The organism is Gemmatimonadota bacterium (assembly GCA_016704275.1).
Taxonomy (GTDB): domain Bacteria; phylum Gemmatimonadota; class Gemmatimonadetes; order Gemmatimonadales; family GWC2-71-9; genus Palsa-1233.
In genome coordinates, this window is sequence record JADJAK010000002.1 from 356,946 (window position 1) to 373,914 (window position 16,969).

Below are 16,969 nucleotides of genomic sequence, written 5' to 3' on the forward strand. Positions count from 1 at the left end.
CTCAGGGCACGGCGCGCGCCACGTCGGCCATCGTCACCACCAGCAGCATCGCCATCTTCGTCGCCGGCAAGGCGCTCGGCCACTGCGCCGATTCCGCCAGCGTGTGTTGCCCGGTGCCAGCGGCCCGCCCGATCGAGATGCTTGGGATCTTCCGGACCACGCCCATGTTGGCATCGGTGCTGCCCGTCGGGATCGCCTCCTCGGCTCCCGGCATCGCCATCGTGATGCCCAAGGCATGGTGGACGTCGATCGCGGTCTGCACCAGTGGATGCGCGCGGGCGCCCGCGAGCATCGCCGCGGTCCCCCCTGCCCCGTTCCGCACCTCGGCCTCCACCCGGAATCCGACCCCTTCCTTCGTGGCCGCTTCCCGGGCGATCCGCTCGATCCGCCGGTCGAGGGAATCGAGGAGCACTGGATCGGGCGAGCGGAGGTCGACCGTGAACGCCATCTCCTGCGGAATCCCGTTGTAGATCACGCCGCCATGCACCTGGCCGACGTTGATGACGGCACCATCGGGGAGCGGCCCGAACTCGAGGGCGTACAGGTCGCGAATCGCGGCGGCCATCGCCTTCACCGGCGTCGGGCGCCCGCGCGAGAAGAGCGTGTGCGAGCCGGGCGAGGTGTAGACATAGCGGGTCCAGTAGATGCCGAGTGCGCCATAGTTCACCGGGCCGAGGCCACCGTCGATGGCGATCAGCAGGTCGGGCCGCGGGTTGTGCTGGAGCCAGTATTCCATCCCCTTCAGGCCGATCTCTTCCTGCACGGTCGCCACGAAGATGAGGTCGCCGCGGGTCACGACCTTCGCCGCGTTCATTGCACGGATCATGGCCAGCATGTTCGCGACACCAGCGGTGTTGTCGAAGACACCGGGGGCAAACAGCGTGTCACCCATCCGGCGCACGGTGCCGACCACTGTCGGATCGTGCACCACATCCATGTGCACCGCGATCACCACCGTGGGGCCGCCGCCGCGCCCCCGACGGACGCCGGTCACGTTGCCGATCGAATCCGTGCGAACCTCCAGTCCCTCCGCTGTCATCACCTTGCGGACATACGCGCCGCGCACTTCCTCGTGACGCGACAGCGCCGGCATCTGTGTCAGCGCGATCCACTCCTCCACCTGCGCCGGAAAGCCGCGGTCCAGCTGCGCCATCGCCGCCTTGATGTCGGCGCGCTGCATCAGCGCCGGGTTCCAGGAGGTCGCCGGACGAGCGACCTGCGCGGAGAGCGCGGTGTTGCCGATCAGCGTGAGGAGGTAGAGGAAGCTTCGGCGACGCATGGGTACTCCCGTAATGTGAGGTGCACTCGATCATCGATCATCGATCATCGATCATCGACCATCCATCATCCCTGCTTCCTGCATCACCCGCCACACCTCTCTCACATGCCTTTCCTCGGTCCGGAACGCGCCGATGGCCACGCGGATCGCATACTGTCCGCCGAGCGTCGTCTGCGTCACCTGCACCGTGCCGATGGCGTTGACGCGCGCGACGATCTGCGCGTTGTGGGCGGTGAGCGCCGCCTCGTCGCCGGCCAGTGCCCGCGGGACATGCCGCACCACGACGAGGCCAAGCGGAGCCGGGGCGAGGCGTTCCCAGTCCGGCGTGGCATCGACCCACGCGGCGAGGTCATGGCCCAAGGCGATGTGCGTCCGGATCATCGCCCGCAGCGCCTCGGCGCCGTAGCTGCGCAGCACGAACCAGAGCTTGAGCGCCCGGAAACGACGGCCGAGCGGAATGCCCCAGTCGCGGTAGTTGACCACGTCGGCATCGTGTCGCGTGCGCAGGTAGGCCGGTGCCGTCGCGAAGGTCTCCAGCAGGCCGTCGACGTCGCGCACGAAATAGGCGCTGCAGTCGAAGTTGGTCATCAGCCACTTGTGCGGGTTGGTGACCATCGAGTCGGCGAGCTCGACACCATCGAGCAACGGACGGAACTCGGGGACGATGGCCGCCGACCCACCATACGCCGCGTCGATGTGATACCAGGCGCCGTGCCGCTGGGCCACCTCGCCGATGGCGCGGAGCGGATCGCAGGCGGTCGACGAGGTCGTCCCCATCGTGGCCGTGACAATCAGTGGGACCAACCCGGCGGCCACATCATCCGCCATCATCGCCTCGAGTGCATCGGCGCGCATCGCGAAGTCGGCGTCGACCGGCACCATCCGGCACTGCGACTCCGCGAGTCCGGTGAGGCGCGCCGCCTTCGCCACCGACGAGTGGGCCTCGCTCGACCAGTACGCGGTGCAGCGCGAGAGGTCGGCCGCTGCACGCTGGCGGGCCGTGAGGAACGCCACCAGCGTCGACGCCGACGCCGTATCCTGGATCACGCCGGTGAAGCCGTCGGGCAAGCCGAGCAGCTGCCGGTACCACGCCATCACCACCTGTTCGAGTTCGGTCGCGGCGGGCGAGGTGACCCAGCTCATGCACTGCGCCGCGAGGCCGGCGGTGAGGAACTCGCCGAGGATCGATGGCGGCGAGGCGTTGGACGGGAAGAAGGCGAACCATCCCGGGTGGCCCCAGTGGGTCATCCCCGGGACGATCTGCGTGCGGAAGTCCTCGAGGATCTGGTCGAACGGCTCGCCGTCTTCGGGGGCGGCGGTCGGCAACGCGCGGCGCAACGCCCCCGGCGTGACGTCGGGGACGATGCGCTGCTGCTCGATGTCGCGGAGGTAATCCGCCAGCCAGTCGACGATCGCGTGGCCGTGCCGGCGGAATTCCTCCGGTTGCATCAGGGCTTCCGAGCAGGTGCCGGCGCGGCCACACCCCGGCGGCCCTGCGCCATCAGCTTCTCGATGTCGGCGACGGTGCGTGGGGCGCCCTTGGTGAGGATCTCGTAGCCGCTGTCGGTCACCAGGACGACGTCCTCGATCCGCACGCCGAGCGACTCCTCGGGGAGATAGATCCCGGGCTCGATCGTGAACGTGACGCCCGGCTGCAACGCGGCGAACTGCGGATTGAGGTCGTGCACATCAAGCCCGACCGGATGCGACATCCCGTGGTTGAAGAACTTGCGGTTCTCGCAGGTAAGGGTCGGGTCACAGACCGTCCCCGAATGCTCCTTCATCCAGCCGCGCGCGATCTGCTCCAGCCGCGCCAGCGTCATTCCCGGCTTCACCGAGTCGAGCGCTGCCTGCTGCGCGCCGAGGACCAGTTCGTACACCGCCTTCTGCCGCGGCGTGAACTTCCCGTCGATCGGGAAGGTGCGCGTCAGGTCGGTGCTGTAGTAGCCGAACTCGGCGGCGGCATCGATCAGGACCACTTCGCCCGGCTTGCTCTGCCGACGCGAAATGTCGTAGTGCAGGATGGTGCTGTTCGGCCCCGAGCCGACGATGCTCGGATAGCCGACGCGCTCGGCGCCACGCCGACGGAAGGTGTATTCGACGATCCCCTCGATCTCGTACTCCCACATCCCGGGGCGGCTCTGCTGCATCGCCGCGCTGTGCGCCTCGGCGGTGATTGAGGACGCGAGCCGCAGCCGGCGGATCTCGTCCGCATCCTTGACCCAGCGCAGCGGCGCGAGGGTGCGCCGTTCATTGATGCGCGTCAGGCCGGTCGCGCCGAGGAGCGAGTCGACCGTCGGGGCAAAGGCATCGGGCGGCGTGGTCGGGATCGGGGCGCCCGCGGCACGGGGCGCGCGCACCGGGGTCGGCAGCGGCTTGATCGAAGCCATCGGGAGGCCGGTGACACGCATCGCCATCGTGTCGGCATACACGCGCGCGGCGCTCCACGCATCGCGCACCGCCGGCGGCGCGGGGAGGTAGAGCGTCATGCTTCCCTGCGCGCTCCCCGAGTCGGGCTGGATGAAGACGAGCCGACCGCCGGGGCTCTCGACGCCGGTGAAGTAGAAGAAGTTGGCGTTCTCGCGATAGTCGGCGTCCTGCGGGTACTCCCCCCGATCGATGCTCTTGATCTTGCTCGACTCGATGACCGCGACCCCCTTCGGCATCGTCGCCAGGAAGGCGGCGCGGCGCTTCTGGAGCAGCTCGACCGGCACGGGGCCCCCCGGCGAGCTGATCTGGGCGGTCAGCGGGGTGGCTGCGGTCAGGGCGAGGACGGGCAGCAGCCGGCCGACAAGGGAGGAGCGCATCGCGGGGAACCTCGGATGGGGATTGGGGGGACCAGCCCGAACGCACGACGGGCCGCCGAAGTCTACATCAACTCGGCGGCCCGTCCAGTTGCTTCACATCCACAGTGCAGCGACGACTACTTCTCTTCCTTGAAGTTCGCGTGGCGCTTGAGCATCGGATCGTACTTCCGCAGCTCCATGCGCTCAGGGTGCTTCTTCGGGTTCTTGGTCGTCACGTACATGTAGGCGCTCTCGCTGCTGCGGAGCTTGACCTGCACACGTCCCTTCTTCGCCATGGTGTCGTCTCCTCGGCCTTACCAGGAGGCCTTGCGGACGCCGGGGATCTTCCCCTCGAGCGCCATCTCACGGAATGCAATGCGCGACAGCCCGAAGCGACGCACGAAGGCGTGCGCACGGCCCGACACCTGGCACCGGTTCTTGATGCGGACCGGCGACGAGTTGCGCGGCAGCGCCTGCAACTTGCGCATCGCGGCGTCCTTCTCGGCCTCGTTCGCGGTCAACGACCGGATGACGGCCTTGAGCTTGGTCCGCTGCTCGCGGTGCCGTGCGGTGAGCGTCTTCCGCTTCTCGTTGCGCTCGATCCAGCTGGTCTTCGCCATGGTCCCTCTGACTCCTGCGGGGCGCCCCGCGTACCGTTCTGGTGCTGCTGCCGGGAGCCTCCCGACAACACCCAACCGACGGGCGGGGCGCCGCCCCACCGTGGCTGGATCCGTAATCAGCCCCCTAAAATGGGGGTGGAGTGGGCTTTAGGGAAGGGGTCCCCCCGGACAGGGTGCCCGGGAGGGGCCCGACCGGCCTCAGTCCCGGCGGAGGGCGCCGGTGGCCCGCTCGACCCGAACGACGAACTGCTCGGCGTCACCCAGGCTCTGGGCGAGGACCGTCTCGGTCCCCGGGTCGAGGTCGGCGCGGCCGAAGAAGCGGCCCACGGCCCAGAGGGCACCGTCGCTGGTCAGCCCCATTCCCGAGCCGACCGAGACGTTGGCGTCACCACCGACCGCGGCGCCGAGGGTATTGACCCACCGGAGGTCCCCTGCCGGAGTGACCGCAAGGAGATAGGCATCGGCGGCCCCACTGGTCCCGAGGGCGGTCTTGAGGGTGACGCCGGCGCCCGGATCGAAATCGACGCTCTCCGAGAACCAGCCGGAGAGGTAGAAGTTGTTCTCCGCGTCGACCAGCAGTCCCTGCACGCCGTCGCTCCCTGCTCCGCCGAAGCGTCGGCCGGAGCCGACGTACTGCCCCGCCACGCCGAAGCGCGCCAGGAAAACGTCGGTGCCGCCTTGCGAGACGAAGAGTGCGCTGCCGGCGCCGCCATCGAGATCGGCGGTGCCGGAGAACATCCCCGCGACCACCAAGGTGCCGCCCGGTTCAATCAAAAGGCTGTTGTGCGAGAGGTATTCCGCGCCACTGCCGCCGCCGCGCACCGCCCACTGCACGCCGAGCGAGGGCGCGAGCTGGGCCAGGAAGAAATCGCTTTCGCCGGCCGAGATCAGCAGCAGTGGCGAGCCGCCGTTGCCGAAGGTCGCGGTGCCGGTGAACTCGCCGCCGACGATCACGTCTCCGGTGGCGGTGCGGGTCAGCGCTGAGCCCGCGTCGTTGTCGAGGCCGCCGAACTGCGCCACCTGCTTGAAGAGGCCGTCACTCGAGTAGCGCGCGACGTAGGCATCCGTGCCGCCGCGCGAGGTGAGCAACGCCGCGCCCGCACTCTGGTCGAAGTCGACCGTACCGGCGAATGCGCCGGTGACGAGGATGTCGCCGTTGGGCTCGACGAAGACGTCACGGCCCTCATCGACATCGCTCGCCCCGCCGATCGCGATGGCCCAGATGCAGGTCCCCGTGGCGGAGAGCTTCATCAGGAATGCGTCGCGCGCGCCGACCATGGTGACAGGGCGGCCGCTGCACAGCGTGCCACTGGTGATCGTGCCCGTCACGACGACGCCACCATCGGCCGTGAGGCCGATGTCTGAGGGCAGGTCGGCGCCGGTGCCGCCGAAATTGGCGGCCCACGCCAGCGAACCGTCGTCGCGGTACTTCGCGACCGCGCCATCAGCGGGCCCGATCGCGTTCCGCACGACGGCGCTGCTCGATGGATCGAAGTCGACGGACCCCTGGAAGTAGCCGACGACGATCGCGCTGTTGAAGCCGTCGACGACCACGCCGGTGGCGAAGTCCGGCCCGAACGCGCCGACCCGGAACGGGATGTTGGGCACGACGGCGGGCGGTGGCGGCGGGGTGATCGGGCCCGTGACATCGGGCTCGAAGGTGCCGCGGCAGGCGCCGAGGAGGACGAGCGTCGCGGCCAGAAAGGGCGCGAGGCGGGATGCTGGTCGGAGGGTCATGGTGTGGAGAGTATCGGAGGAGGGGGCGGGTGTCGAGAGGTGGGGGCCCCGATGGGCGGCGGGGCCCGCGAGGATGCCCCCAGCCGCGCATGTCAATGCGCGGCGCCGGCGCAGCCGGCGTGCGACGTCGTTGGGATTGCTGCCCCGCGGGCCCGACCTGGGAGCTCCGGTCTCGCGTGTTCCGATCGTCTTCGCCGCGGCGCCCTTTCGGGCGCGGCAGGCCGCGCCCCTACAGGGCGCCGCAATCGGCACATCCGGCGGAGGAGAGGGCTCGACGAGAACGGAACCCGCTCGCCCGGCCCCCCAGTGCCGGACCCGCCAAACCTCAGCCCTCGCTCCTCGCCCCTCGCTTCTCGCTTCTCGAAACGGAAAAAGACGGACCCACCGAAGTGGGCCCGTCTGGAGCTCCCGAGGAGGGACTTGAACCCCCGACCCGCTGATTAACAGTCAGCTGCTCTACCAACTGAGCTACTCGGGACTGTGACCGCCAAGATGGTGCTTCGACGGGACGGCAAAGTAGCGAATGGCGGGGAAAGCGGCAAGAGAAAGAACGCGGGATGATGGATGATGGATGATGGACGATGGATTGGGGCGAGGGGGATCCTCGGCACCGTCTGAGGTCCTTCGACTACGCGTCGGCTTCGCCGCCGCTCCGCTCAGGATGACAATCCCCCCAGGGCCCCTGCCACCATCCACCATCCATCATCCACCATCCATCATCCATCATCCTGCTTCTTCCGCCGTTCCGGCAGTCAACCCGCCGATCTGGCCCTATTTCCGGCCACCCCTCGAGAATCGTTGCCCTCAAACAACTTAGAAGTCGAAATGAGCGAACACTCACACTTGCAATTCAAATGCGAGCACTCACTCTTGCACCTGAGCGGTCAGGTGCGCCGAAGTGGCCGATTTGTGGCCTCCACCCAACGGCGTAAGTCGTTGTGGAAAATACTGTTACGCCATTTTTAGCACTACCGTTTTGCCGTCCGCTGACTACCTTCCGCACCATGTCTTTGACCCCGCTGGCCGGTCACAACACCGCTCGACTCGATGTCCTCCGGGCCATCGCGTCCGATGCCCTCCCCCAGGTGGTCCTCCTGACGGGGCCGCAGGGTGTCGGCAAGCAGCGTTTCGCGTTGTGGGTCGCCCAGCGGTTGATGTGCAGCGCCCCGGCCGGCGAGCCGTGCGGCCAGTGCAGCGGCTGCCTCCGCGTGTTGGGGCTGGCGCACCCGGACGTCCATTGGTTCGTACCGACCCCGCGGCCCAAGGCCGGCGAGCAGGAGAAGCAGATCGACGAGACCGCCGAGATGCTCGGCGCGGTGATCGCGGAGCGGCGCACGCAGCCGCTCTGGGGCGCCCCCGATGGCATGGCCTCGCACGGGATTGCGTCGGCACGATTGGTTCAGCGTCGGGCGAGCCTCACGGCCGCCGAGGGTGGCTGGCGAGTCTTCATCATCGGACGCGCCGAACGGCTGGTTCCGCAGGAGTCGAGTCCCGAGGCAGCCAACGCGCTGCTGAAGCTGCTCGAGGAACCGCCGGCCCGGACCCTCTTCGTCCTGACGACCGCCGAGCCCGGCTTGGTCCTCCCGACGATTCGGTCGCGAGCGGTGCCGCTTCGACTCGGTCGGCTCGATGATGCGGAGGTCCGCTCGTTCCTGGCCGAACAGAAGCCGGACCTGGCGACCACTGAGGTAGTGATGGCGGCTCGCGGCTCGATCGGGCTGGCGCTGATGACGGGCGACGACTCCCGCGCCAAGGCCCTCAGGGCGGCGCAGGAGTTCCTCGACCTCGTGGCCAAGGGTCCGGAATGGGCCACCGAACGCGCGTTGCGACAGGCGCCCTGGCAGGCGCGCGGTGACTTCACCGCCCTGCTCGATGCGCTGGCCGAGACGCTCGCTGCACAGGCCCGCAGCGCCCTGACCGGGCCGGGCCGAGCGGCGATGAGCGACCCGACCGCGAAGCTCGCCGGCGTGGAGCGGGTAATGGCAGCCCGGGAGCAGGCGCAGGGCAACGTGAATCCGCAGCTCCTGCTGGCCGTGCTGGCCGACGAGCTCGCGATGCTGGAGGCGGCATGAGCCTGACGCACCTGGATGCGCAGGGACGGGCCCGGATGGTGGACGTGGGCGAGAAGGCGATCACCCGCCGCATCGCCGTCGCCGAAGGGAATGTCCTGATGAGCGCGGCGGCCTTCGCGCTGGTGCGCGATGCCACGGCCACCAAGGGCGATGTCCTCACGGTGGCCGAAGTGGCCGGCGTGATGGGTGCCAAGCAGACGGCGGCGCTGATTCCGCTCTGCCATCCGGTGCCGCTGGACCGGGTGACCGTGAGCACCGAGCTGGTGCCCGAGTGGCCCGGCGTGCGGATTGTCGCCACGGCGACGGCCACCGCCCGCACCGGGATCGAGATGGAGGCCCTCGTGGCCGTGAGTGTCGCTGCCCTGACCGTGTATGACATGATCAAGGCGGCCGACCGTGGGGCCCGGATCGAACAGATCCGGTTGTTGGAGAAGGCCGGGGGTGCGCGCGGTGACTGGCACGCTCCCGACTCGATGGACCTGAAAGGAGGAATGCACACATGATCAAGCGACTCGTAGCGCAGACAACCGTCCTTGGCGTCGGTGCCCTCGCCCTGCTGGGATTGGGTGCGGCATCGAATGCCATTGCAGGGCGTGACACGCTGGTGACACCACTCGTGGCGGAAGACACTGCGTCGGACAGTGCGTCCACGATGATGACCCTGCAGGGCCAGCTGAAGGCAACGCGCAAGGAACTTGAACGCGCCCACCAGGTGCTCGAGTTCTCGGGCCGCTATGGAATTCCCGCGGATCTCTCCGCGGCGATCTATGACAACGCCGTCGCCGAGGGCATCCAGCCCGGCGTCGGCTTCGAGTTGGTGCGTCTGGAGAGCGAGTTCAAGACGACCGCCCAGAGCGGTCAGGCCGCCGTCGGCCTCACGCAGCTGCAGTTGCGGACCGCGCGGGCCTACGATCCGAAGCTCGACCACAGCGACCTGATGAACCGCGACACCAACCTGCGGATCGGCTTCCGCTACCTGAAGGATTTGATGAAGCGGTTCGACAACGACGTCCCGCTCGCCCTCGAAGCGTACAACAAGGGCCCGACGCTCGTCGCCGCCCAGCAGGAGATGGGCGAGGAGATCGTCGGCAAGTACTCGAACGCCGTGTTGGCGCGGGTCAAGAAGAAGTCCTGATCCACGGCGGCACCGCCAATCAGAACGGGCCGGACTCGCGAGAGTCCGGCCCGTTCTGCGTTGCCCTGGCAGCTGCTACGGGAGGCGGATCTTCTGCCCCACCTTGATCGTGCTGCGCTGGCTCAGGCCGTTGGCCCGCAGCAACGCCGACTGTCCGACGCCGTAGCGGCTCGCGATGCCACCGATCGTCTCACCCGACTTGACGACATGCGTGCGAGTCGTGGACCGTGTGGCAGCGACCGTGGACCGCGGAGCCGTCGTCGTGGTCCGGCGTGCGGCCGACGACGAGGTCCCGCCACTCCGCCGCACCAGCAGCTTCTGCCCGCTCCGCACCATCGACTTCGTCGAGAGCCGGTTGGTCGAGCGCAACGACGCCACCGAAACGCCGTAGCGCTTCGCGATGCCGCTCAACGTCTCACCCTTCCGGACGATGTGCGTCCGCGTGGTACCCGCTGCAGTGACGATCGGCTCCGGCGCGCGGAAGACCGAGGCTGGCAGCGTCCGCGAGACGGGAATGAAGAGCGTCGCGCCGCTCTTGACCCGTGACCGTGTCGAGAGGCGATTCGCCGAGCGGACCAGCTCCGCCGTGACGCCATACTTCTTGGCGACGGTGGCGACCGTCTCCCCCGCCTTCACCTTGTGCATCGTCACCGCTGAGCGCTCGGCGACCGGCACGTCGGCGTATCGCGCCCGCACGATCTCGGCGGAACCCGCCGGCACGCGCACGGCATACGACTCGCCCGGCGGCGTCACCAAGCGGAGGAGGTGCGGGTTCAGCTCGCGCATCGACTCGAGCGAGACATCGGCGAGACGGGCGATCAGGTCGAGCCCGGTGCCGCCGCTGAGGATCACGGAATCGAGCGGGAACGGCTCGATCGGATCGGGCGCCTCGAAGCCGTAGCGCGTCGGCGACTTCGCGATCAGCGCCGCCGCGATCAGCTTCGGCACATAGTCGCGGGTCTCCTGCACGATCAGCCGCGTGTCGGCGAGCGAGAAGAAGGCATCGTCGCTGCTCAGGTCGAGCGGCTCGTCCCCCTGCCCCATCGTGGCACCCATCCGGTCCAGCGAGCGGCCCACCTTGCCCGCGCCGGCGTTGTACGCGGCGGCGGCGAGGTAATACGACCCGAAGCGCTCGGTGAGATCGCGCAGGTGGCGCGCCGCGGCGTCGGTCGCCTTGATCGGGTCCCGGCGTTCATCCACCCAGCCATCGATCCGGAGGCCATAGCCCTTGCCGGTCGCCGGCATGAACTGCCACATCCCGACAGCCTTGGCCCGGCTCACGGCCGAGGAGGAGAAACCCGATTCGATCAGTGCGAGGTAGACGAGGTCGCCAGGCAAGCCACGCTCGCTCAGGCGATCGCGCGCCAGCGTCTCGAAGCGCGGCATCCGATCGAGCCAGATCTGGAAGCGCTCGCGGCCACGGCGACTGAAGTAGTCGACGTAGTACTGCACCCGCGGATGCTCGGCGTACGCCGCGACGTTCAAGTCGAAGGTCGGCGTGTCGAGATTCAGTTCGGGGAGGGAGTCGGGGACTGCCACCTGCAGGGAATCGAGTGCGGCGGCATCGGCGGCGGAATCACGCGCCACCTTGAGGTCGCGTCGGGCGATCGTGGCCGGCGTCGTGACCGGCGTGGCCGGAACCGGTGCGGGCGCAACGACCGGCGTTTGCTCGGGGGTGATGGCCGGACTGCTCGCGGGACGCGACTCGACGGCAGCACGGGCACATCCGGTGCCGGTCAGCGCAACAGCAACGAGCAGGGCATGGCGCATCGGGAATCCTCCGACGAGGGGGCAATCCAGCAAAGGTACGGCGGGGCGCGCCCCTCGACAACCATAAAGCATCGGTCGCGCGACCCCATCTGTAATAGGACGCGCGACCGAGGGCCAAGGTTGCGTTGCAGTGCGGGACTCTAGGCCCGCACGAGCGCCGCAAACGCCTCCTGCAACCGCTTGGTGTCGGTGCCCGGCCAGGTCGTGCCAATCTGGCGGTTGTCGACCGTGCGAATCGCGACCAGTTCACTCGCGGTTCCGGTGAAGAAGGCCTCATCGGCGGTGTAGATGTCGTACCGATTGAGCATCGTCTCCTGCACCGGCATCGCCATCGCGTGGGCCAACTCGAGCACCGCGTCGCGCGTCACGCCCTGCAGGATGCCGGCCCAGGCTGGCGTCGTCTTGAGCACACCCTTCTTGATGATGAAGAGATTCTGCCCCGACCCTTCGGCGACGGTGCCGCCCGCCTCGAGCATGATCACTTCATCGGCGCCGGCGTTGATCCCCTCGAGCTTCGCCATAATGTGCGCGAGATAGTTGAGCGACTTGACGCGCGGCGAGAGCGCCTCGCGATTGGGAATCGGCGTCCCGGCGGTGACCACCGTGAGGCCGCGCGACACCACGTCCGACTTGAAGAGCTTGATCGTGTCAACGATCAGCACCACCGTCGGCTTCGGGCAGTTGCGCGGATCGAGGCCGAGGTCGCCGACACCACGGGTCACGATGTGACGCAGGTAGGCATTGCCGATTTCCGAGCGCCGCAATGCCTCCTCGGTCATCGCGGTCATCTCGTCGATCGTCATCGGGATCGTCAGCGCAATGGACTTGGCCGAATCGTAGAGCCGCTCAAGATGTTCACGCAGGCGGAAGATCTTCCCATCATAGGCGCGGATCCCCTCGAAGACACCGTCGCCGTAGAGAAGGCCGTGGTCGAAGACCGAGACCTTGGCGGTGTCGCGATCGTAGTACTGTCCATCGATCCAGATCGTGGTGGCCATCGAGGGGTGTCGCCTGGTTGGAGGAAAACAGCGAACAGCGAACAGCGAAGTGTGACCAGTGACCCGTGACCAGGGAACCGCACCGACTTGTGACCTCCTGGTCACTGGTTACTGGTTACTGGTCACTCCAGCATCGAAACGTGGCGGACGGGAAGATCCCAAAGTGGGGGCGGTGGGTTTCGAACCCACGACCTGCCGGTTAAAAGCCGGATGCTCTACCAGCTGAGCTACACCCCCCCAACCCGGGAAAGATAGGGCCGCCCCAGGGTCATCGCGACACTGCCAAACGCAAAACCCTGCGGCACGGGGTCGCAGGGCATCGCGTCATCCTTGGTGGTGCGGCAGGCGACCCTACTTCGCCGTCGGCGCGGCCGGCGCGGCCGCCGCCGGCTCCTTCGGCACTCGCAGCGTGAAGAACAGCCACTCGCCCTTCTTCCGCTCGGCCTTCGGCTCGATGGTGTCGAGATTCGGCACCGGGATTGCCGAGAGGACCGTGATCTTCTTCACGCCGCGACGCGCCACGCGCTCGGCGGTGCCATCGCGATAGTCGGAGTGGAAGGCACCGTTCATGTGGATCACCAGCGGCGAGCCGCCGGCCGAGCGCGCGCGGACGATCGACTCCGCCATCGTCTCGTCCTTGACGCACTGCGCCTCGTAGAAGCGCATCATCCCCTCCGGCGTGCTCGGACCATGGCCGCCCATCGACTGGCCGAAGCGCTCGAAGTAGTCGTCCTTGGGGCAGCCGAAGTCGGCGGCGGCCCAGCGACGGCTCGAGTCGGGCAGCGCGCCGATGGCAGCCGCGAGGCCCTGCTTCGAGACGGCACTCGCGATGGGGCGCGGCACATTCGCCGCGATCACGCGCCACCCCTTCGCCTTGGCAAACTCCACCAGCGGACGATAGTCGGCGTTGTAGTTCGGCCATGGACGCGCCGTCTTCAGGAAGGTCGGCTCGTCGATCTTGCCGGCGAGGTAGTCGTCGAGCAGCCCCTGCACGTCGCGCTCGAACATCTCGAGCGAGACGATGACGTCGCTGCGGCGGCGCGAGACCGCTTCCAGCAGGCTCCGCTCCAGGCGGTGCGCGTTGCCGTCGTCGTGCTGCTCGCCGAAGAAGATCACGTCGCTCGACGCGGCCTCCGCAGCCATCTGCTCGAGGTCGGCGTAACGCTTGTGCTTCGCATCATAGACCCGGTGCGGGGTCCAGAGCGCCGGAATCGTGTCGGCCGGCGCGGTCACGGCGAGGGCAAGGAGAAGTGTCAGCATCGCGGGAGAATAGCGGGGCCTTGTGGCCCCCGGGAGGGGCGGGTCACGGAGAAACCCCGGTCAACTGGGCCATGATGGCCGCCAATTGGACCGGGTTGCCGGTAAAGAAGCCCTCCGGCCACCGACGATACCCGAGGATCGCCTGGTAAATGAGATTCTGGTCGTAACTGTTGAGCCCGAGCCCGGCCAGATACTGCAGCCGCAGGTTTCGGTCCCGGTTCAGGTCCGCGCCCGCCACCCAGGGCCTCAACTCCGGTCCTCGACCGGCGAAGGTCCCCAGGAACGACTCCAGCGTGGGGAAGCCGATCTCGGTGAGCGATTGGGTCACCGCGGCGTACTCTGGCCGACCGAGCCGAGCCGCCAGCGCCTCGACATCGATCGGCGCATCGCCCACCGTCCCGGAGAGGACCAGGTCGTAGCCCTGCCCCATGTTGGTGTTGCCCCACACGACGCCGTTCGGAAACGCCTCGAGGAAGGTCGCGATCTCGCTCTGCACCGACGCAATCGTGTTCTCGTAGAGTGGCAGCCAGACGGTGATCACGCCACCGGGCTTGAGGTGCTTCCGCGCCAACTGGTAGAACTCGAGCGTCGAGAGCGACGCCGCACCACGCGTCCACGGATCGAACGGGTCGGCGGTGATCGCGTCGTACATCGTGTTGCTGGTGAGCAGGAAGTGGCGACCATCATCGATGTGAACCGTCACCTTCGGATTCTGAGCCACGCCGTGATTCGATTCGCGGAAATACTCCCCCGCCACCTTCGGCACCAGCGGCTCGAGCTCTGCGATCGTGACGTGCTCCACCATCGGGTCGATGCTCACTGCCCCCGCCGTCACCCCCGCCCCGAAACCGATCACCAGCACCTCGCTCGGCTTCGGCGAGAGCAGCGTGGTGAAGTGCCCGAGCATCCGCTGCAGCCGCATGTCCTGCGGCTCGCTCGACGCCTGCACTTTGCCGGCGTTGTGATAGTTGCGGACGCCGTTCTCGAGCTGCGACACCGCGACCGTCGAGTTGGTCCCTTCACCGACATAGATGAAGTCGCCGTGCGCATTCATCCGATAGGCCATGAAACGGCCGTACCCCACGAGCAGCGGTGGAATCACGCCGACGGTCGAGATCACCCAGAGCCCCAGCGCTGCCGCACCACCAGCGGCGAGGAGGCCGCGCGGTGCGAGCGTGAGTCGTCCCTGCTCGCCGACGACGAGCGCCAGTGTCAGCAGCGCCGAAAGCGCGGCCAATCCGATCAACACCCGCTGCGTGTCCTGCGTGCCGATGGTTCCGATCAACACCAGCGACGTCAGCAGTGACCCGATGATGGCGCCCAGCGTGTTCGCGGCGTAGGCCACGCCGACCAGGCGCGCCGGGTCGTCGTCCTTCGAGGCGAGGGCAGCGAGGCCGAGCGGGAACGACGCGCCCCAGAGCAGTGCGCCGGGGAGCACCACCCAGAGCGCCCGAATGATGTCGATCTGGAAGGTGTAGGCCGGCGCCGACGAGAGCGACGGATTGATCGGCCAGTACGGCAGCGCCGCCGTCAGCGACCACGCCGCCCAGCCGAGCGCAAGCACCAGCAGGAACTGGCACCAGCCGAGCGCGGCGCGCGGATTGGCGATGAAGCGTGCGAGGAACGCGCCGGCCGATGAACCGAGCCCGAGCCCGGCGAGGAAGCCACCGAGAATCAAGGAGAAGGTGTACGTCGTCGGGCCGAGCAGCAGCGAGAGGATGCGGGTCCAGACCACTTCAGAGCCGAGTGCCGTGAGGCCCGAAAGTCCGAGCGTGAGCAACACCGGCCAGCTCCCGGCAGGGAGCGAGGCGGTGGCGCGTGCACTGGCAACCTCCGGCGTTGCCGCGCGCGATCCCGCCATGAACCACGCCACCGCGGCGATCAGCAGGTTGAGGCACACGGCCACGCCGGTCGCCGTCACCACGTCGAAGTTGCGCAGCAGCACGAAGCCGGCGACCAGGCAGCCGACCACCGCGCCGAGCGTGTTGCCACCGTAGAGGATGCCGAGGTAGCTCATACCTTCGGGCGTGGCGCGCACCTCGCGCGAAATCGCCGGCAGGGTGGCGCCCATCAGGATCGTGGGGGGCAGCAGGCAGAGCGCAGCGAGCAGTGCGCGGAGCAGCAGGCCGAAGGGCCCCGACCCGCCGACCGCCGCATAGAGCCCGCCGGCATACGGCAGGATCAAGAGCACCAGGACGCCGCAGACTCCGATCCCGGCCTCGAGCGCCGCGTAGACCTTGAGCGGCGACCGCGCCGACGAGACCCGCCGGGCCAGGAAGAGGGACCCGATGCACATCCCGCCCATGAAGGTCGCCAGCAGCACCGCGATCGAGACGGCGGAGGCACCGATCACGAGACCGAGGAGCTGGAACCAGACGATCTCGTAGATCAGGGCGGCGGCGCCGCTGGCCACGAAGAGTGGCAGCAGCAGGAGCAGGCGTCTTGGGGACCCCTCGTCGGCGATCGAAGTGGGGGTGGGCATCGCGGAAGGGTAGGGCGAGGATCGCCCGGCTGGAAGGGGCGGAGAGCGGGGCGCTTGACGGCCCCTAGGGACAATAGTATTACTATCATTACTCGGAGCTTTACACGCTGGACCGCGATGCCGCCATCGCCGGCCCACTCCCCTCTCGACCGGACAGTCCCATGCGTACCCTGACCCGCGAACTGCGCGACGCCCTGACCCCGCTCACGGCCCTCGATGTCCTCCGCAAGGGCAACGAGCGCTTCGTCAACAACCTGAAGGCCAATCGCAACCTGCTGCAGCAGGTCAACGAGACGAGTGACGGCCAGCACCCGATGGCGATCGTGCTCAGCTGCATCGACTCGCGCACCTCGGCCGAGCTGATCTTCGACCAGGGACTCGGCGACATTTTCTCCTGCCGGATCGCCGGGAACATTCTCAACGACGACATCCTCGGCAGCATGGAGTTCGCCTGCAAGGTCGCGGGCGCCAAGGCCGTCGTGGTCCTCGGCCACAGCCGTTGCGGCGCGATCAAGGGTGCCTGCGACGGCGTCCGACTCGGCAACCTCACGACCCTGCTGCAGAAGGTCGAGGACGCCATCGCGATGGAGACGGAGACGCTCGACAATCGCACCTCTGCCAACGCCGCCTTCGTGGAGCGGGTGGCCGAGCTCAACGTGATGCTGGTCAAGGAGCAGATCATGGAGCGCAGCCCGTTGCTCGCCGAGATGGTCCGCAACAGCGAGATCGCCCTCGTTGGCGGGATGTACGACGTCGAGTCGGGCGCCGTGGAGTTCTACGACTCGCGCATGCTCCTCGGGGCGGCGTGAGCCAGCGGATCGCGCTGCAGC

At 68.0% G+C, this 16,969-nt stretch carries 14 protein-coding genes and 2 tRNA genes; 4 read left to right on the forward strand and 12 right to left on the reverse strand.

Annotated elements, in window-relative coordinates:
• Position 1: 1 nt before the first annotated feature.
• The 7 genes from IPG05_05430 to IPG05_05460 all read right to left on the reverse strand — a co-directional run bounded on the left by IPG05_05430 (position 2) and on the right by IPG05_05460 (position 6,900).
• Positions 2–1,279: a M20/M25/M40 family metallo-hydrolase gene (locus tag IPG05_05430; protein MBK6494527.1), complete on the reverse strand. Its 1,278-nt coding sequence runs from the start codon at positions 1,277–1,279 to the stop codon at positions 2–4.
• 51 nt (positions 1,280–1,330) lie between these two features.
• Entirely contained in the window at positions 1,331–2,728 is a 1,398-nt protein-coding gene (locus IPG05_05435) for an aspartate aminotransferase family protein (protein ID MBK6494528.1), read from the reverse strand.
• The gene (locus IPG05_05440; protein ID MBK6494529.1) at positions 2,728–4,086 is read right to left on the reverse strand and encodes an aminopeptidase P family protein; all 1,359 of its coding nucleotides are present in this window, start codon (positions 4,084–4,086) and stop codon (positions 2,728–2,730) included. The genes IPG05_05435 and IPG05_05440 overlap by 1 nt, the downstream gene beginning before the upstream one ends.
• A 116-nt stretch (positions 4,087–4,202) precedes the next feature.
• Entirely contained in the window at positions 4,203–4,361 is a 159-nt protein-coding gene (rpmG, locus tag IPG05_05445) for a 50S ribosomal protein L33 (protein MBK6494530.1), read from the reverse strand.
• A gap of 18 nt (positions 4,362–4,379) precedes the next feature.
• Positions 4,380–4,685 (reverse strand): 30S ribosomal protein S14, encoded by a 306-nt coding sequence (gene rpsN / locus IPG05_05450; protein MBK6494531.1) that lies wholly within the window; start codon positions 4,683–4,685, stop codon positions 4,380–4,382.
• Positions 4,686–4,883: 198 nt separating this feature from the next.
• Positions 4,884–6,422, reverse strand: coding sequence for a hypothetical protein (locus IPG05_05455; protein ID MBK6494532.1), 1,539 nt, complete (start codon positions 6,420–6,422; stop codon positions 4,884–4,886).
• A gap of 405 nt (positions 6,423–6,827) precedes the next feature.
• Positions 6,828–6,900 (reverse strand) — tRNA-Asn (locus IPG05_05460).
• A 526-nt stretch (positions 6,901–7,426) separates the two neighbouring features.
• Between IPG05_05460 and IPG05_05465 the strand changes: the two genes are divergently transcribed.
• From IPG05_05465 to IPG05_05475, 3 genes are read left to right on the forward strand one after another with little or no spacing between them, the layout of a single operon-like run.
• The gene (locus IPG05_05465; GenBank protein MBK6494533.1) at positions 7,427–8,494 is read left to right on the forward strand and encodes a hypothetical protein; all 1,068 of its coding nucleotides are present in this window, start codon (positions 7,427–7,429) and stop codon (positions 8,492–8,494) included.
• Positions 8,491–8,997: a cyclic pyranopterin monophosphate synthase MoaC gene (moaC, locus tag IPG05_05470; GenBank protein MBK6494534.1), complete on the forward strand. Its 507-nt coding sequence runs from the start codon at positions 8,491–8,493 to the stop codon at positions 8,995–8,997. Before IPG05_05465 ends, moaC begins: the two co-directional genes overlap by 4 nt.
• Positions 8,994–9,629, forward strand: coding sequence for a transglycosylase SLT domain-containing protein (locus IPG05_05475; GenBank protein MBK6494535.1), 636 nt, complete (start codon positions 8,994–8,996; stop codon positions 9,627–9,629). Before moaC ends, IPG05_05475 begins: the two co-directional genes overlap by 4 nt.
• A gap of 75 nt (positions 9,630–9,704) precedes the next feature.
• On the opposite strand, the gene IPG05_05480 is transcribed toward IPG05_05475, so the two are convergent.
• The 5 genes from IPG05_05480 to IPG05_05500 form a co-directional block, all read right to left on the reverse strand.
• Positions 9,705–11,399, reverse strand: a complete 1,695-nt coding sequence (locus IPG05_05480) for a LysM peptidoglycan-binding domain-containing protein (protein MBK6494536.1) — start codon at positions 11,397–11,399, stop codon at positions 9,705–9,707.
• 140 nt (positions 11,400–11,539) lie between these two features.
• A complete protein-coding gene (ilvE, locus tag IPG05_05485) occupies positions 11,540–12,397 on the reverse strand; it encodes a branched-chain-amino-acid transaminase (GenBank protein MBK6494537.1) in 858 nt (285 codons plus the stop codon).
• A 164-nt stretch (positions 12,398–12,561) separates the two neighbouring features.
• Positions 12,562–12,634: transfer RNA gene (locus tag IPG05_05490), tRNA-Lys, on the reverse strand.
• A gap of 114 nt (positions 12,635–12,748) precedes the next feature.
• The gene (locus IPG05_05495) at positions 12,749–13,657 is read right to left on the reverse strand and encodes a ChaN family lipoprotein (GenBank protein MBK6494538.1); all 909 of its coding nucleotides are present in this window, start codon (positions 13,655–13,657) and stop codon (positions 12,749–12,751) included.
• 43 nt (positions 13,658–13,700) lie between these two features.
• Complete coding sequence (locus IPG05_05500; GenBank protein ID MBK6494539.1) at positions 13,701–16,139, reverse strand: fused MFS/spermidine synthase; 2,439 nt, start codon at positions 16,137–16,139, stop codon at positions 13,701–13,703.
• Between the two features lie 161 nt (positions 16,140–16,300).
• On the opposite strand from IPG05_05500, the gene IPG05_05505 reads away from it, so the two are divergent.
• Complete coding sequence (locus IPG05_05505; protein MBK6494540.1) at positions 16,301–16,948, forward strand: carbonic anhydrase; 648 nt, start codon at positions 16,301–16,303, stop codon at positions 16,946–16,948.
• The last annotated feature ends 21 nt before the right edge of the window (positions 16,949–16,969 follow it).

Excerpts from the sequence above, each read along its gene's own strand:
- IPG05_05430 (MBK6494527.1), bottom strand. The coding sequence starts at position 1,279 with ATGCGTCGCCGAAGCTTCCTCTACCTCCTCACGCTGATCGGCAACACC.
- IPG05_05435 (MBK6494528.1), bottom strand. The coding sequence starts at position 2,728 with ATGCAACCGGAGGAATTCCGCCGGCACGGCCACGCGATCGTCGACTGG.
- IPG05_05440 (MBK6494529.1), bottom strand. The coding sequence starts at position 4,086 with ATGCGCTCCTCCCTTGTCGGCCGGCTGCTGCCCGTCCTCGCCCTGACC.
- rpmG (MBK6494530.1), bottom strand. The coding sequence starts at position 4,361 with ATGGCGAAGAAGGGACGTGTGCAGGTCAAGCTCCGCAGCAGCGAGAGC.
- rpsN (MBK6494531.1), bottom strand. The coding sequence starts at position 4,685 with ATGGCGAAGACCAGCTGGATCGAGCGCAACGAGAAGCGGAAGACGCTC.
- IPG05_05455 (MBK6494532.1), bottom strand. The coding sequence starts at position 6,422 with ATGACCCTCCGACCAGCATCCCGCCTCGCGCCCTTTCTGGCCGCGACG.
- IPG05_05465 (MBK6494533.1), top strand. The coding sequence starts at position 7,427 with ATGTCTTTGACCCCGCTGGCCGGTCACAACACCGCTCGACTCGATGTC.
- moaC (MBK6494534.1), top strand. The coding sequence starts at position 8,491 with ATGAGCCTGACGCACCTGGATGCGCAGGGACGGGCCCGGATGGTGGAC.
- IPG05_05475 (MBK6494535.1), top strand. The coding sequence starts at position 8,994 with ATGATCAAGCGACTCGTAGCGCAGACAACCGTCCTTGGCGTCGGTGCC.
- IPG05_05480 (MBK6494536.1), bottom strand. The coding sequence starts at position 11,399 with ATGCGCCATGCCCTGCTCGTTGCTGTTGCGCTGACCGGCACCGGATGT.
- ilvE (MBK6494537.1), bottom strand. The coding sequence starts at position 12,397 with ATGGCCACCACGATCTGGATCGATGGACAGTACTACGATCGCGACACC.
- IPG05_05495 (MBK6494538.1), bottom strand. The coding sequence starts at position 13,657 with ATGCTGACACTTCTCCTTGCCCTCGCCGTGACCGCGCCGGCCGACACG.
- IPG05_05500 (MBK6494539.1), bottom strand. The coding sequence starts at position 16,139 with ATGCCCACCCCCACTTCGATCGCCGACGAGGGGTCCCCAAGACGCCTG.
- IPG05_05505 (MBK6494540.1), top strand. The coding sequence starts at position 16,301 with ATGCGTACCCTGACCCGCGAACTGCGCGACGCCCTGACCCCGCTCACG.